Source organism: Leifsonia shinshuensis, from assembly GCF_014217625.1.
Lineage (GTDB): Bacteria > Actinomycetota > Actinomycetes > Actinomycetales > Microbacteriaceae > Leifsonia > Leifsonia shinshuensis_A.
The window spans coordinates 3,377,442-3,393,302 of the sequence record NZ_CP043641.1; the positions used below are offsets into that span (position 1 = coordinate 3,377,442).

A 15,861-nucleotide genomic window follows, 5' to 3' on the forward strand; every position below is an offset into this window, starting at 1 on the left:
GGCGTCAGCCCGCCGCGCGCCCGTAGCCCTGGAGGGCCGCCGCGGGGTTGAGCCGTCCCGCCGACGCCAGGCCGGCGAGGGTGGTGGCGCCGTCGCGGACGGTCACGTCCACGACCACGGCGTCGCGCGCGGCGCCCTCGCCGAAGAAGCCTTCCGCGTCCAGCTCCTGGAGCGCCTCGACCATCGCCTCCCGCAGCGTCGCGTTCACGTCCTCCGCGCGGTCGAACGGGTCCCCGAGGGCGTCGAAGAGCCCATCGACGGCATGGAAATGCGCGTCGCCGTAGAGCGCGTACGGCGACTCCAGGTCCGACCAGCGCACCTCGTCGTGGAGCAGCTCGACCAGTTGCTCGCGGTAGCCCGCGATCGTCCGGTCCAGGCCTTCCCGGGAGGACGCCGTCGGCGCGGGACGGTGCGACTGCGGGGTCGTCGCGAGCCCGAAGTAGTAGAAGGTCTCGTCGGGCCGGGCGGCGCGGAGGTCACGCCACGCGGACCGTGCCGCGTCGCGGATGGCCGACCGGATGCGCTCGTAGTCGTCGGAGGGGAGGACGCCCATGGTGGTGCTTCTCTCTCTGGGGCGTTGTGGATCGGCGGCGGGTCAGAGGTCCGACTCGACGGGAGCCGCCGCGACGAGCTCCTTCACCCCGGACAGGATCTCGTCCGGGCGGAACGGGTACCGGTCGATCTCGGCCTGGTCGCTGATCCCGGTCAGCACCAGGATCGTGTGGAGGCCGGCCTCGATGCCCGCGACGACGTCCGTGTCCATCCGGTCGCCGATCATCGCGGTGTTCTCGGAGTGCGCGCCGATCCGGTTGAGCGCCGAGCGGAACATCATCGGGTTGGGCTTGCCGACCACGTAGGGCTCCATGCCGCCGGTCGCCTTCGTGATCATCGCGGTGACCGCGCCGGTCGCGGGCAGCGGTCCCTCGGCGCTCGGGCCGGTGGCGTCCGGGTTGGTCGCGATGAACCGTGCGCCGGCGCCGATCAGGCGGATGGCCTTGGTGATCGCGTCGAACGAGTAGCTGCGGGTCTCGCCGACGACCACGTAGTCCGGGTTCGTGTCGGTCATGATGAAGCCGGCCTCGTGCAGGGCGGTCGTGAGTCCGGCCTCGCCGATGACGTAGGCGCTGCCTCCCGGCTTCTGCGACTTCAGGAAGTCGGCCGTGGCCAGCGCGGAGGTCCAGATCGACTCCTCCGGCACGTCGAGACCGGACGCGCGCAGCCGGGCGGCGAGGTCGCGCGGGGTGTAGATCGAGTTGTTGGTGAGCACCAGGAAGGGCGTGCCCTGGTCGCGCCACTGCTGGATCAGCTCGGACGCGCCCGGGAGTGCGGAGTTCTCGTGGACGAGCACGCCGTCCATGTCGGTCAGCCAGCATTCGATCTCGTCGCGTCGCGCCACGCAGGACCCCTTCCAGTGGTGAAGTGACGGCACCAGCTTATTGCCCGGGCGGTAGCGGGAGGGTTTCCGGCGGCTGTCGAGATGCCGAGCGACCGCTCCGGTTACGCTGAGTCGGTGAGTCAGGAAACGCCCCAGCCGCCGAGCGATCTGCCGAGCGATCTGCCGAGCGACCTGCCCGGCGACCTCCCGCCGTCCGCCGAGCTGACCACGCACGGCGTCGGCCCGTGGCCCGGCGAGTGGCCGGACGACGACCGCTACGATCCAGAGCTGTTGAGGCACGGCGACACCCGCAACGTCATCGACCGGTACCGGTACTGGCGCATGGAGGCCGTGGTCGCCGACCTGGACCTGCGCCGCCATCCGTTCCACGTGGCGATCGAGAACTGGCAGCACGACATGAACATCGGCTCCATCGTGCGCAGCGCCAACGCGTTCGCCGCCGACACCGTCCACATCATCGGCCGCCGGCGCTGGAACAAGCGCGGCGCGATGGTCACCGACCGCTACCAGCACGTGGTCCATCACGACGATGTGCAGGCCTTCGTCGCCTGGGCGCGGGAGGCCGGCCTCCCCATCGTGGCGATCGACAACGTGCCGGGCTCGGTGCTGATCGAGACCTACCGGATGCCGCGCGAGTGCGTGCTGCTCTTCGGCCAGGAGGGGCCGGGCCTGTCCGAGGCCGCGCTGGCGGCAGCCGACGTCGTCGTGGAGATCTCGCAATTCGGTTCCACCCGTTCGATCAACGCGTCGGCGGCTGCGGCCGTCGCCATGCACGCGTGGGTCGTGCAGCACGTCGACTTCCCGGAGTAGTCCTCGCGCTCAGCGGTTCTCGCGACGGATGACGAGCTTCAGGGCGGACCAGTCCTCGGACAGCGCGGCGACCTTCACATCCACCAGGCCCCGCGCGAGCGCGGTGTCGCGGATCAGGTTCTCGTCGATGTCGCTGACGTGGCCGGCGGCCTTCCGCGGCCAGGCCGCCCAGATCATCCCTGCCGGGTGGATGCGCGGCGCGAGCGCGTCCAGCTCGGCCAGGTACTCCGCCGCCTGCCGGTAGAACGCGACGATCAGCCCGGCCGGCTCGGTCGAGGAGGGCGCGAGCCAGTCGACGTCGGCCGGGCCGTCCTCCATCGGGACCGCCCAGCCCGGGTCGGCGTGCAGCAGCTGTGCGCGCATCCCCGGCTTGAGCCCGAGCTTCTTCCAGAGCGGCGTGCCCGAGTAGCCGGCGCCGCTCACGAGGCGCCCTTCCAGCCGGCGTCCGCCGCGATCCGGGCGATGGCCTCCGCGGACAGGTCGTAGACCGTCTCCCCGTCGTCGGCCGCCGGCGCGCGGACGACGTGAGCGCGCACGGTCCCGTCCGCGGACAGCTCCACCATCGCGAACCCGGCCCCGCGTTCTGCGCGCTCCCGCGGCGGCGGCCAGAGCACGTCCGTCGTGTTGGCGACAGCCGGGGCGACGACGACCGGGATGTCACGGCCGCCGGCCGACGTGGCGAGCGCGTGGTGGTAGTGCCCGCCCAGGATCAGCCGCACATCCCCCTGCGAGCACACGTCGAGCAGCGGAGCGGGGTCGACCAGCCGCAACGTCTCGAACAGGCCGGTCGTCGGCGGGACCGGCGGGTGGTGCAGCACCACGATCGTCCCGTTCGCGCTGGGGGTCGCCAGCACCTCCCGCAGCCGATCGAGCCGCTCCGCGCCGATCAGCCCGTACCCCGAACGCGCGACCGTGGTGTCGACCGTCACCACCCGGAAGCCTCGCACCGGGAGGACGGTCTCCCGCGCCCCCAGGACCTCTTCGAACGGCCCAGGGAGGTCGTGGTTGCCCATCGCGTACGCGACGACCGCCCCGCGCGCCGCCGCCCACGGCTCCAGCCGCTCCCGCAGCAGCCGGTAGGAGGCCGCGCTCCCGTCGTCGGACAGGTCGCCCGACGCCACCACGAGGTCGACGGCCTCCAGCTCTCCGGCGCGCACGAGCACCCGGTCGAGCCCGGCGAGCGTGTCGACCAGCCCGTAGTGCAGCCGGCCGTCGCCGTAGAGGTGGGTGTCGCTGAGGTGCAGGATCCGCAGTCGGTCGGTCACGCCGCCCACCCTAGCGCCGGGCGCCGACGTGCCGAAGCCGCGCGCCGCCGTGGCGCGGCCTCACCCGATCAGCGACGGCCGCAGGTCCCGCAGCGTCCGGAAGTGCGTCATCCGGGTCACCCCGATCGCCGACACCAGCAGCGCGATCAGCATCCACACCGCGAGCACGCCCGCGTCCGCCCACGCCGTCGCCGGGTTGCCGCCGTACATGAGCTGGCGGATGCCGTCCACGGCGTTCGACATCGGCAGCACGTGGTGCAGCGCCGCGAGCGGCCCGGGCAGCGTCTGCCACGGGAACGTCCCGCCCGCCGTCACGAGCTGCAGCACCATCAGCACCAGCCCGAGAAACTGGCCGACGCTGCCGAGCCAGACATTGAGCGCGAGGATGATCGCCGCGAACGTCACCGACGCGAGCGCCATCATCCCGAACATCCCGAGCGAGTTGTGGATGCCGAAGCCGAGCGCGCCGGACACGATCGCGAACAGGCCGATCATCTGCACCGCGCCGAGCAGGCCGGGCGTGAGCCAGCCGGCGAGCGTGATCTTCACCGGAGAGTGGAGGGCGGTGATCGCCCGGCGGGACACCGGCTTGACGATGAGGAACAGCGCGTAGATGCCGATCCAGCCCGCGAGTGCGACGAAGAACGGCGCCAGGCCCGCGCCGTAGGTTCCGGCGGAGGTGACGGAGTCGTTCTTCAGGTTCACCGGGTCGGCGATCGTGGAGGCCTGCTTCTTCTGCAGAGCGGGCGAGTTGTCCGGGATCTGCGCGACGCCCTTCGTGAGGCCGTCGTGCAACTGGGTGGTGCCGTCGTGCAGCGTGTTGAGGCCGTCCCGGAGCTGCGCCGAGCCGGCCGCCGCGGAGGACGCGCCGCTCGCGAGCTGGCTCGCGCCCGCCTGCGCCTGCGACGCGCCGTCGGCGACCTGCGATGCGCCGGAGGACACCTGGGCCGCCCCGGCCGCGACCTGGTCGGAGCCCGCCGCGAGCTGGTTCACCTGCCCGACGGCCGACTGGATCTGCGTGTTGCCGGCCTGGACCTTCTGGTCGATGCCGTCGAGTCCCGCCTGCACCTGGTCGATGACGAGCTGGCTGACGCCCGCGGCCGTGAGCTGCGCGATGAGCTGCTGCCCCGCCGCCGGCGCCTCGGTCGCGAGCTTCGCCGCAGCCTGACCGGCCTGGTTCGCCTTCGCGGCGAGCTGGTCGTTGCCCGCCGACACCTGGGCCGCGCCCGCGCTGACCTGCGCCGCGCCGTCGCGCACTTGCGCGGCACCGGACGAGAGATCGCCGAGCTTGGTCGCGAGCGTCTGCGACCCGCTGGCGAGCTGTGCGGTGCCGTCCGCGAGCTGGGAGGCCCCACTCTGCGCGCTGGCGCTGCCGTCCACGAGCTGCGCGGCGCCGTCCTCGGCCTTCGCGAGGCTGGAGCGGATGTCCGCGAGGCCGAGCAGGAATCGCTGGGCGGCCTCCTCGTTCACCTGCTTGACGATGGAGGTGCGGATCTTCTCGGCCGCCTGGGTGCCGATGGTCGACGCCAGGTAGCTGTTGGTGTCGTTGGTCGTCAGGGTGACGATCGCGCGCTGCGGCGACGTTCCGGAGGCCGACGCGAGCGCGGTGGAGAAGTCCGACGGGAAGGTGATGCTGAAGTCGTACTTCGAGTCGTCCACACCCGTCGCCGCGGAGCCGGACGCGACCCGGTGCCACTGGAACGAGCCGTCCGCGATGAGCTGGTCGGCGACCTGGTCGCCGTAGTTCACGGTCTTGCCGTCGACGGTCGTCCCGGTGTCGTCCACGACGATCGCCGCGGGGATGCGGTCGAGGTTCGCGTACGGGTTCTGGTTCGCCCAGAGGTAGAGGCCGCCGTAGAGCACCGGGACGCACATCAGCGCGATGAGCGCGACGATGGACATCGGGCTGGCGGTCAGGCGGCGGAACTCCGCCGCGATCATCTGGGGGATCTTCATGAGTTCTCCACGATCAGGTCACCCGATTCCGGACGGAACAGATCGTCGGTGTCGTCCCGTCCCGGGTCTTCGTCAAAGGTCTGAGGCGCGGAGGCATCCTCCTCCGCGGGGAACTGCCGCGACACGAGCGCGGAGGCCGCGATCGCCGCGGCGGAGGCGTCGCCCGCCACGACGAGCACGGCGATCCCGCGTCCGGCGAGTTCGCGGGCGAACCGCCACCACTCGACCGGGTCGCCGCCGTGCCGGTCGGGGGAGACGATCACGACGCCCTCGACGCCCGTCCGCAGCAGCGCCAGTTCGGTGAGGAGGCGGATGCGCACGGTCGGCGGGACGGTCCCGATCGCGAACCGGGCGTACTCGGCGGCACCCAGCCCGGCCAGCCGGCGGCGCACCGCGAGCGGATGGGAGGCGAGGCCGGCGAACATCAGCTCCTCGGCGACGATCCCGGCCACGGTCACATCGGGCGCCGGCTCGCAGACGTCGGGGGCGTCGACCAGCGCGATACGGCGGCGCATGGCGCCGAAGTCGGTGCGGCCGTCGATCGTGACCGTGCCGGAGTCTGGCCGCATCCGCCCGGACGCGATCAGCCCGAGCACGGTCGGCCGCTGCTCGGTCTCGGCTCGGGAGAGCGCGGCCTGGCCCGTCTCGAAGACGACGGAGGTCGCGGGGAGGGCGGTGTCGCGCGGGCCCTTGGCGACGGAGTCAAGGACGATCTTCATCGGGTGGAGGCCTCCGTGGTCGGCTCGGAAGGCCCCTGGACGGCGTCGAAGGCCAGCTCTGGCGTCGCCGCCAGCAGCTCGCCGGCCTCCCGCCAGCCCATCCCCGCGGCGGAGAGCGCGGCCAGGATGACCAGCCGGTGCCCGTCACGGTCGGAGAGCTTCGCGCGCGTCGCCTCGTCCAGCACGGACACGGCCGCGTGCTCGATGAGCCGCGTGACCGTCTCCCGGTCGAGGTCGGTGCGGATCGTGCCGTCCGCCATCCCGCGGCCGACCGTGCCGCGCAGCCGCTCGCGCGCCGGGTCGAGCGCGGTGCCGACCAGCTCGCGGTGCGGTCCGCGCACGGCCAGTGCGGCGCTGACCCGGATGTGCTCCACCTCGGCCCAGAGCGTCGCGCCGAACAGCGCGATCTCGACGCGGGCGTCGGGGTGCGACACCGGGTCGAGGAGGGCGGCCAGCCGGGCGGCGCCGCGCGTGAAGACGTCGATCAGGAGTTCGTCGCGGTTGGCGAAGTGGCCGTAGACCGCGCGGCGGCTGAGCCCGGCGCGGGCGGCGATGGCTTCCAGGGAGGCGTCGATGTCCTCATTGAGCGCGGCGGCGGCGGCGACCAGGAGGGCCTCCCGGTTCGCGGCGGCGTCGCGCCGGGGTGCGCGTGCGGGCGCGGCGGGGCTGGGCGCGGGGGTGGTGGGCATACGACGATCGTACTCTTCTTGCACACTGGTGTGCAAGTTAAGTGATCATGCTGCCACCGCCCTCCCGTCCGCGACCTTCGGCAGCCGCACGCTGCGCCGCGCAGCGACGGCCGCCAGCGTCAGCGCGAGCGCGCCCACCGCGTACACCAGGAGCGGCCCGCTCGCGCCGAACGCCGTCCCGGCCTCCCCGTTCGCCGCCGCCCGCAGCATCGCCAGCGCCGGCGCGGTCGGCAGCGACGCGGCCACCGACGACAGCGCCGCGGGGATGGTGGACGACAGTCCGGCGGTCAGCGCCACGATCCCGACGACCAGGGCCACCAGCCGCCCGACTCCGCCGAACGCGGCCGCCAGCGCCTGGTTGAGCACGCCGAACACCGCCCCGACGAAGGCGGCGGCCAGCGCGTAGCCGAGCCACACGTCCGGCCGCAGGCCGAGCCCGAACTGCGCGGCGCCCGCGACGACGACGCCCTGCGCCGCTCCGATCAGCGCGACGATCCCGGCCGACCGCAGCGCGATCAGCGCCGAGGGCGTCGTCGTGAGCAGCATCCGCGACGGCACAGCGCGCCGGGCCAGGGCGGTCGCCATCCCGCCGAGCCAGAGCGCGAGGACCGCGTAGAGCGGAAGCGTCCCGATCCCGGTCGGCGGGGCCTTCTGCACCGCGACGACGGGCTGGGCGGCGACGGCGGAGAGCGTGGTCATGTCGCTGTCGCTGTAGGTCGGGATGGACTGGGTCGCCTGCGCAAGACCCGAGGCGAGCTGCGCTGCGCCGTCCGCCGTCTGGCTCGCGCCGGTCGCCGCCGACGCCGCGCCGGAGCTCACCGACGCCGCGCCGGAGGCGGTCTGGGCAGCGCCGGACGCCACCTGCGACGCGCCCGACGCGGACGCGTCGATCCCGTCGACCACCGCAGGCATCGCGCCCGCCAGCGCCGCGTTGCCGGAGGCGACCGCGTTCGAGCCGCTTGCGAACGCCGCGATTCCGTTGTTCGCCTGCTGCAGCGTGGCGAGCGCCGCGGTGGCCCGCGTGCACAACACCGCCGGTCCCGTCGCGCACAGCTGCGCGACCACCTGCGCGAACTGATCCGTCGCGGAGCCCACGCCCGCCGACGCCTGGTCCGCCGCTCCCGCCAGCGCCGCCGACCCGGCTGCGAGCTGTTGCGTCTGCGCCGGCAGCGACTGCGTCTTCGCGCTCAGGGTGTCGAGCCCCGACGCGAGCGACTGGGCGCCGGCATCCAGCGATTGCGTGCCCGACGCCAGGGTGGCCGCCCCGCTCGCCAGCGACTGCGTGCCCTGCGCCAGCGCGGCGGCGCCGGACGACAGGGAGGCCGCCCCCGACGCCGCCGACCCGATCTGCTGGTTGATGGTGTTGAAGCCCGCGTACACGTTCTGGAGGTACTGCGTCGTGAGCTGCCGGTCGAGCGCGGCCGTCGCCGCCTGCGTGACCGCCGCCGCCAGCGCCGGATCGACCAGCGCCGACGCCGGACTGGTCTGCACCGTCACTGTCGCCTGCTTCGCGCTCGCCGCCGCGCCGCCGAACGACGTGGCGTCGGCCGAGAACGACGACGGGATGGTGAGCACCGCCGCGTACTGCCCGCTCGCGAGCCCGGACGCCGCGTCCTTGTCGTTGGTCAGCACCCAGGTGAAGTTCATGGCGTCGGTGGAGGGTGGCGCCTCCGTCGGGCTGGTGCTCCCGGACGCAGAGACGGTGGATGTGCCCGCGATCAACGACCCGGCGAACTGCCGCCCGAGCGGGATGGTCTTGCCGTTCTCGGTCACCGGGGTGTCGTTGTTGACGACGGCTGCGGTCACCCGGTCGAGGTGCTGGACGGGCGAGAAGAGGCCCCAGCCGAGCACGGTCAGGACCAGCAGCGGCGCGAGGGCGAGCCCGACCAGCGTGATCACGCGCGTGCGCTCGGTCCCGGCGCGCGCGCCGAACGGCGCCCGTCCGGCGGATGGATCGGTCATGGTGCGCTCCCGTCAGGAGGGAAGGTGCGAGTCGAGCGCGGCGTCGTCGCCGTCGCGTGGGTCGGTGGGGGTGGTGGGGTCGGCGGGGGCGGTGGCGTCGGCGGGGACGGTGGGGTCGGTGGATTCGGCAGGAGGCTCAGGCTCGGGCTCGGGCTCGGGCTCGGTTTCGGCGTGAGGCTGGGGCTCGGTTTCGGTTTCGGTTTCGGTTTCGGCTGGAGATTCGGGTTGCGCCGTCCTCACCACCGGCAGCAGATCCGCCACCGCCTCCGGCGTAGTCGCCGCCAGAACCACCGCGGCCCCCGCATCCGCGACCCGCTGCAACTCGCCCGCGAGCGCCCGCCGCTCGTCTCCGACCACGGCCTCCGCCCCGTCCACCACGACCACCGCCGGCCGCCCGTCCGCCGCATCCCGGACCGCCGCGACCGCGTCCGCCGCCCGGTCCAGCCGAGCGACCCCGGCCCGCGACCGCACGGACGACCTCCGGACCGGCAGCAGCAGCCCGTCCACCTTCAGCCGTCCCGCCGTCAGCGGCGCGCGCCCCGCGATCGCCAGTGCGAGCGCCGTGTGCCCCGGCCCGGTGACCACGATCGCCCCGCCTGGCGGGACCAGCGCGTCGAGCGCCCCCGACCCTCCGGCCCGCGCGCCGTCCGCCGCCAGCGCGTACTTCGTCCCCGGCTCCGGCCAGCCGGTCGCGTCGAGCTCCGCCTGCACGCCCTCGCCCTCGATGTCGAGCACCGGCAGCGCACGGTCCCACGACCGCGGCATCCACCAGGTCGCCCTCCCGAACAGCACGAGCACCGCCGGGATGAGCGTCATGCGCACCACGAACGCGTCCACCGCGACCCCGACCGCGAGCCCGAGCGCGATCGGCTGGATCTGCGCGTCGCCGCCCGGGATGAACGCAGCGAACACCGCGAACATGATGACCGCCGCGGCCGTGACCACCTTCGCCGAGCCCTGGAATCCCCGGTGGACGGAGTCCTTGGTGTCCGCCCCGAGGATGTGCTCCTCCCGCATCCGGCTCGCCAGGAACACCTCGTAGTCCATCGCCAGCCCGAACAGCACGCCCATGACGATGATCGGCATGAAGCTGATCACCGACCCGATGTGTGCGACCCCGAGCGGCCCGGCGAGCCAGCCGCTCATGAACACCAGGCTGGTCACGCCGAACGCGGCGCCGATGCTGAGCAGGTAGCCGAGCGCCGCCGTGACCGGCACGACGATCGACCGGAACACGATCGCCAGCAGCACCAGCGACAGCCCGACGACGAGCAGTGCGAACGGCAGCAGCGCGCCGCCGAGCCGCGACGAGATGTCGATGCCGGCCGCCGTGTATCCGGTGATGGAGAGGTCGATCCCGTACTCGCGCTGGAAGTGGTCGTGCATCGAGCGCAGCTTGGCCACGAGCGCCTGCGTCGCCTCCGAGTCGGGTGCGCCGGTCGGGACCACCTGCGCGATCCCGGTGTCACCCGTCTCGTTCGGTGTGGACAGCGGGACCGCCGCGACGCCCGGCACGGTCTCCAGTTCGGCCCCGAGGTCGTTCATCAGCCCGACGGGATCGGTGCTGCCGATCACGGACCCGGTCGCGATGAGCGGGCCGTTGTAGCCCGGCCCGAAGTGCTCGGCGATGAGGTCGTAGGCGATCCGCGCCGGCTCGTGCTCGTCGAGGGAGCCCGCGTCCGGGAGCGCCAGCCGGAGGGAGGCGGCCGGGAGGGCGACCAGGCCGAGCAGCGCGACGACCAGCACGACGGTGAGGATCGGGATGCGCGTGACGAGGCGCACCCAGAACCCGGCGATCGGATGGCGGACGGGGGAAGAGGGAGCCTTCACTCCCGCATCACCCCGATACCGCTTCGCCACCACCCGCATCCCCGCGAACCCCAGCAGCGCCGGCGTCAGCGTCATCGAGATCAGCACCGCGAACGTCACCGCGAGCGCCGCCGCCACGCCCATCGTCGTGAGGAACGGGATCCCCGCGACGCTCAGCCCGACCAGCGCGATGATCACCGTGACCGCCGCGAACACCACAGCCGACCCCGCCGTCGCGACCGCGCGCGCGGCGGACTCCTCCGGCGCCATCCCGTGTTTCAGCTGCTCCTGGTGGCGGGAGATGATGAACAGCGCGTAGTCGATCCCGACCGCCAGCCCGAGCATGAGCGCCAGCAGCGGCGTCGTGGAAGCGATCGTCAGCCAGTGCGTCGCCGCGAAGATCAGCGACAGCGACAGCCCCGCCCCGAGCAGCGCCGTGATGAGCGGGAGGCTCGCCGCGATCACCGACGCGAAGGTCGCGATCAGCACCGCGAACGCGACCACGATGCCGAGCAGTTCCGTGACGCTGATCCCGGCGACCGTCTGCGAGAAGAGCTGCCCGCCGACGGCGACCTCCGACCCTTTCGGCAGAGCGGCCTCCAGGTCGCGGCCGGCGCGCTGCAAGGCGTCGGAGGTGGACGGCAGCACCGCGGTCTGTGCGACCGAGAGCTGGATGGGGACGATGACCGCCGATCCGTCCGCGGCGATGTTCCCCGTCGACGGCCCGCTGTACGGGGAGGATGCGGAGGTGACCTGGGGGATCTTCGCGATCGACGCCACGGACGACTCCACCGCCGACTGGAACGCCGGATCGTGCACGTCCGTGCCCTTCGGGGCGACCGCTACAAGCTGGGCGGAGGTGCCGCTGACCTGCGGGAAGGTGCGGGCGAGGGCGTCCTGGGCCTGCTGCGACTCGGTGCCGGGGATGGTGAACGTGTTGTCCGTCCCGTTGCTCAGCAGCGCCGCCCCGCCCAGCAGCAGGACGAACGCTGCGAGCCAGATGACCAGCACGCGTCTGCGCGCCCGGAAGGCGGCGCGGCCCAGCAGGTACAGGAGCGACGACATCGGGGCCAATGTAGAGCGTTGCTCAGCTTCGCGACAATGCTCGTTTCCGGGCTCGTTTCCGGCCGCCCCGCTATTCGTGCCGAATGTCGACTTTCGGCTCGCGATTCTCGACATTCGTGCCGAATGCGGCGGTCGGGGAGCCCCCGGAGACGCTCGCGATAGGATCGAGTGCGACGGTCGTCCGCGAGGCGCCGACGCACTCCCGACATTCGAGAGGACGAAACGTGCCCGCGATAGTGATCATCGGCGCCCAGTGGGGCGACGAAGGCAAAGGCAAAGCCACCGACCTGCTCGGCAGCCGCATCGACTACGTCGTCAAGTTCAACGGCGGCAACAACGCCGGCCACACGGTCGTCGTCGGCAACGAGAAGTACGCGCTGCACCTGCTGCCGTCCGGCATCCTGACGGAGGGCGTCACGCCCGTGATCGCCAACGGCGTCGTGGTCGACCTCGAGGTGCTGTTCCAGGAGCTGGACGGGCTGATCGCCCGCGGCGTCGACGTGTCCCGCCTCAAGGTCAGCTCGAACGCGCACGTGATCACCCAGTACCACCGCACCATCGACAAGGTGACGGAGCGCTTCCTCGGCAAGCGCCAGATCGGCACGACCGGCCGCGGCATCGGCCCGACCTACGCCGACAAGATCAACCGGGTCGGCATCCGCATCCAGGACCTCTTCGACGAGAACATCCTGCGCCAGAAGGTGGAGGGCGCGCTCGACCAGAAGAACCACCTGCTGGTCAAGGTCTACAACCGCCGCGCGATCGGCGTGGACGAGGTAGTCGAGGAACTGCTCAGCTACGCCGAGCGGCTGCGCCCGATGGTGGTCGACTCCTCGCTGCTGCTGCACGAGGCGCTGGTCGACGGCAAGTACGTGCTCTTCGAGGGCGGCCAGGCGACGATGCTGGACGTCGACCACGGCACCTACCCGTTCGTCACCTCCTCCAGCTCCACCTCCGGCGGCGCCGCGACCGGCTCGGGCATCGGGCCCAACCGCATCGACCGCGTGATCGGCATCGTGAAGGCCTACACGACGCGCGTCGGAGCCGGCCCGTTCCCGACCGAGCTGTTCGACGAGTGGGGCGAGTTCCTCCGCGAGCGCGGCTTCGAGTTCGGCACCACCACCGGCCGCCCGCGCCGCACCGGCTGGTACGACGCGCCGGTCGCGCGCTACACGGCCCGCATCAACGGCGTGACGGACTTCGTCCTCACCAAGCTCGACACCCTGACCGGCATCGAGCGCATCCCGGTCTGCGTCGCCTACGACGTGGACGGCGTGCGCCACGACGAGGTCCCGTCGTCGCAGACCGACTTCCACCACGCCGTCCCGATCTACGAGGAGTTCCCCGGCTGGACCGAGGACATCAGCGGCGCCCGCACGTTCGAGGACCTCCCGAAGAACGCGCAGGACTACGTGCTCGCCCTGGAGGCCATCTCCGGCGCCCGCATCTCCGCGATCGGCGTGGGCCCGGCCCGCGACGAGATCGTGGTGCGGCACGACCTGGTGGACTAGGGCGCGACCGGCTCACGTGGTTCGGCCGCGCTCCGCGCCCGGGCGCGTGCGGCGATCCGCCAGTCGAGCGAGTCGAGCTCGTCGATGATCGCGGTGACCGCCCACACGCGGTTCCGCTGACGGTTCGTGATGCGGAGGGTGATCCCGGCGTCCTCCAACCGCTCGAGCGCCTCGTACGTGGCCGAGGTCGACCGCCCGATACGTGCCTCGGCCGACTCGGCGTCGAACACCGGGGTGTCGAGCAGACCTTCCACCAGCGCGGACAGCGCGCTGCCGGCCCGGGGCGCGAGCCCGGCCTCCCATTCCTCGGGGAGCTCGCGGATGGCGCGAACCGAGACGAGCGCCTCCTCGGCCGCGAAACGCGTGGCGTCGGCGAGTTCGCGGACGATCGGCGTCGCCACTCCACGCCGGTATGCCGTCAGCAGCTCGAAGTAGCCGTCCTGGTCGGCGGCGAGCGCGGAGGCCACTGGTGGCGTCGTGCTCGACGTCAGCCCGCGCCTCCGGTAGATCGCGCCGATGAGAGCCCGGCCGATGCGTCCGTTGCCGTCGGTGAACGGATGGATCGACTCGAACTGGGCGTGCGCGATCGCGGCCTGCGCGACGACGGGGATGTCGTCGCGGTTGGAGAACGCGATGAGGTCGTGGAGGAGCGGGAGGACGCGCTCGACGGCCGGCGGCACATGCTCGGCTCCGAGCGGGGAGAAGTCGCTGCCGCCGATCCAGTTCTGAACGCCGCGGACCTGCCCCGCGTACGGAGCCTCGCTCGGATCGTCGGACAGCAGAGTGCGGTGGGCGTCGAACATCGAGTCGAGGGTGATCCGTCCGGTTCGTCCGGCATCGTCGACCATACGCATGATGGCATTCGAGGCCGAGACCATCGCAGTCGCGCTCGTGTTCGCCTTGACGCCGGCGAGCGCACGGGCGAAGTCCTCCGTCGTCGCCTCGATGTGCTCGATCTTGGACGAGGCGATCGACTCCGTGCGGATCAGGAACGCGGAGATCGCGCCGGCGCCTGGACCGGTGTCGGCGTCGAGCTCGGCGAGGGCGCGGATCGCGGCCTCCTGGGCGACCTGGATCGACGGGTCGCTCACGAACACCAGCTCGGCGATGAACGGCGGAATGGTCGCCTCCACCGAGGTGAGCATCCGGTCGGCGCGCGCACCACGACCGCTCCTGCTCCGCCAGGAAATGGTCTCGACGCCGTGGGGAACCCAGTCGTTCGCACCGCTCATGGCACCCCTAACCCGGAATAGCTCCGTGCTTATTCCGATTCAAGCACGATAAACCGGAATAAGACACTCGTTATTCCGACTTATGCCACCCAACCCGGAATAACTGCACCGCTATTCCGGCTCACCCCTAGAACCACGTACTGAGCCGCGGCGGCACCGTCGTGCGGAACAGCCGGTCGAGCGCCTCCGCGTCACCCTGGATGCGTCCGGCCAGAGCCAGCCCCCGGGACAGGTCGTGCCCCAGGTACACGCTGCCGAGCGACTCCACGGGCAGCGTGACGTCCGGCGTGTCCGTGGTCGACTCGACGCGCGCCTCGCCGTCCTCCACGATCAGCCGGTAGCGGCCGGAAGCGAAGCCGAGCTCGTCGGTGACCTCCAGGACGAGGTCGCCGTCGCTCTCGTAGCGGCGCGCGGTGAGCGTCGCCGGGACGTCGAGGATCCGCACCCAGAGGTGGTCCTGGACGCTGGTGATGCGGGCGCCGCGGATGTCCTGCACCAGCAGCTGCACCGGCTCGTCCACGCCGCGCGTCCAGGCCTTCACCTCGGCGACGAGGTCCAGTTCGAGGAGGTAGCGCCAGAGTGCGGTGAGCGCGGCGTCGGTCGCGGCGGCCAGGTAGTTCACCTCCACGACGTGACGCGAGAAGTCCTCCTCGCCCCCGCGCACCACATAGCTGACGAAGCCCTCCGGCCGGCCCTCGGGGGAGTCGTAGCGCACCAGGAGGTAGCGCGCCGCGTCGTCGTCGCCCTTGAGCGGGCCGAGCAGGCGGTCGGCGAGGTACGGTTCGAGGCCGATCTCGCCGTGACGGGAGGCCATGGCCTCGGCGAGGACGGCGCGGCCGGTCTCGCGGTACTCGTCCGGCGTCGTGAAGGCCAGCCGGCCCGGGGTCGGCGCGCCGGTCCAGCGCACCCGCTTGGCGTCCACGCTCCAGCCGGTCACGAAGGTGGCGGGACCGAAGCCCCAGCGCCCGTAGATCGTGGACTCCGACACCGTGAGGATGGCGGCAGGGACGCCGAGCGCGTGCGCGGTCCGCAGCTCGGCGCCGAGCAGAGCGGTCGCGACGCCGCGGCGACGGTGCGTCGGCGCGACCGTGACGGAACTGATCGCCCAGGTGTCGAGGGCGCCGCCGCCCGGGACGGTGAGCGGCGCGACCCACGAGTTGACGGTGCCGACCGGCGTGCTCACGCCCTCGTCGTAGACCGCGGTGGTGCGCCGGCCGCCGAAGTTCCCCCTGGCCTCCTCGAGGACCTCCTCGCTGGGCCGGCGGCCGTGGAAGCCGCGGAAGTCCGCGACGATCCACGCGTCCAGCGCGGCGGTGTCCGTCAGGTCGACGAGCGCGAGCCGGAGCCCGGCCCCGGCCAGATCGGCCGCCGAGCGGGCGTCCAGGGGTGCGGTGAGGTGCGTCTGGGTCATGGACCCACCGTATCGGGGCGGTGTGGCGCGGGACAG

At 72.3% G+C, this 15,861-nt stretch carries 13 protein-coding genes; 2 read left to right on the forward strand and 11 right to left on the reverse strand.

Annotated elements, in window-relative coordinates; all coding sequences use genetic code 11:
• Positions 1-4: 4 nt before the first annotated feature.
• Positions 5-553: a DUF4303 domain-containing protein gene (locus F1C12_RS16450; protein WP_185275967.1), complete on the reverse strand. Its 549-nt coding sequence runs from the start codon at positions 551-553 to the stop codon at positions 5-7.
• Between the two features lie 42 nt (positions 554-595).
• On the reverse strand, positions 596-1,396 hold the full coding sequence (locus F1C12_RS16455; protein ID WP_185275968.1) for an HAD-IIA family hydrolase: 801 nt from the start codon (positions 1,394-1,396) through the stop codon (positions 596-598).
• Between the two features lie 81 nt (positions 1,397-1,477).
• On the opposite strand from F1C12_RS16455, the gene F1C12_RS16460 reads away from it, so the two are divergent.
• Positions 1,478-2,206, forward strand: coding sequence for a TrmH family RNA methyltransferase (locus tag F1C12_RS16460; RefSeq protein WP_185275969.1), 729 nt, complete (start codon positions 1,478-1,480; stop codon positions 2,204-2,206).
• Between the two features lie 9 nt (positions 2,207-2,215).
• Here the strand turns inward: F1C12_RS16460 and F1C12_RS16465 are convergent, their stop codons facing one another.
• From F1C12_RS16465 to F1C12_RS16495, 7 genes are read right to left on the reverse strand one after another with little or no spacing between them, the layout of a single operon-like run.
• Complete coding sequence (locus tag F1C12_RS16465) at positions 2,216-2,629, reverse strand: DUF3052 family protein (RefSeq protein ID WP_185275970.1); 414 nt, start codon at positions 2,627-2,629, stop codon at positions 2,216-2,218.
• On the reverse strand, positions 2,626-3,471 hold the full coding sequence (locus F1C12_RS16470) for a metallophosphoesterase family protein (protein WP_185275971.1): 846 nt from the start codon (positions 3,469-3,471) through the stop codon (positions 2,626-2,628). The genes F1C12_RS16465 and F1C12_RS16470 overlap by 4 nt, the downstream gene beginning before the upstream one ends.
• Positions 3,472-3,531: 60 nt before the next feature.
• On the reverse strand, positions 3,532-5,427 hold the full coding sequence (locus tag F1C12_RS16475; protein WP_185275972.1) for a YhgE/Pip domain-containing protein: 1,896 nt from the start codon (positions 5,425-5,427) through the stop codon (positions 3,532-3,534).
• On the reverse strand, positions 5,424-6,146 hold the full coding sequence (locus F1C12_RS16480; RefSeq protein ID WP_185275973.1) for a hypothetical protein: 723 nt from the start codon (positions 6,144-6,146) through the stop codon (positions 5,424-5,426). Before F1C12_RS16480 ends, F1C12_RS16475 begins: the two co-directional genes overlap by 4 nt.
• Positions 6,143-6,835: a TetR/AcrR family transcriptional regulator gene (locus tag F1C12_RS16485; RefSeq protein ID WP_185275974.1), complete on the reverse strand. Its 693-nt coding sequence runs from the start codon at positions 6,833-6,835 to the stop codon at positions 6,143-6,145. The genes F1C12_RS16480 and F1C12_RS16485 overlap by 4 nt, the downstream gene beginning before the upstream one ends.
• A gap of 45 nt (positions 6,836-6,880) precedes the next feature.
• The gene (locus F1C12_RS16490) at positions 6,881-8,797 is read right to left on the reverse strand and encodes a hypothetical protein (RefSeq protein WP_185275975.1); all 1,917 of its coding nucleotides are present in this window, start codon (positions 8,795-8,797) and stop codon (positions 6,881-6,883) included.
• A gap of 12 nt (positions 8,798-8,809) precedes the next feature.
• Entirely contained in the window at positions 8,810-11,671 is a 2,862-nt protein-coding gene (locus F1C12_RS16495; RefSeq protein ID WP_185275976.1) for an MMPL family transporter, read from the reverse strand.
• Between the two features lie 224 nt (positions 11,672-11,895).
• Here F1C12_RS16495 and F1C12_RS16500 point away from each other — a divergent pair, with 224 nt between their 5' ends.
• Complete coding sequence (locus F1C12_RS16500; protein ID WP_185275977.1) at positions 11,896-13,182, forward strand: adenylosuccinate synthase; 1,287 nt, start codon at positions 11,896-11,898, stop codon at positions 13,180-13,182.
• Here the strand turns inward: F1C12_RS16500 and F1C12_RS16505 are convergent.
• Positions 13,179-14,414, reverse strand: a complete 1,236-nt coding sequence (locus tag F1C12_RS16505; protein ID WP_185275978.1) for a Fic family protein — start codon at positions 14,412-14,414, stop codon at positions 13,179-13,181. The genes F1C12_RS16500 and F1C12_RS16505 overlap by 4 nt on opposite strands.
• A gap of 127 nt (positions 14,415-14,541) precedes the next feature.
• A complete protein-coding gene (locus tag F1C12_RS16510) occupies positions 14,542-15,825 on the reverse strand; it encodes a GNAT family N-acetyltransferase (protein WP_185275979.1) in 1,284 nt (427 codons plus the stop codon).
• Positions 15,826-15,861: the final 36 nt, after the last annotated feature.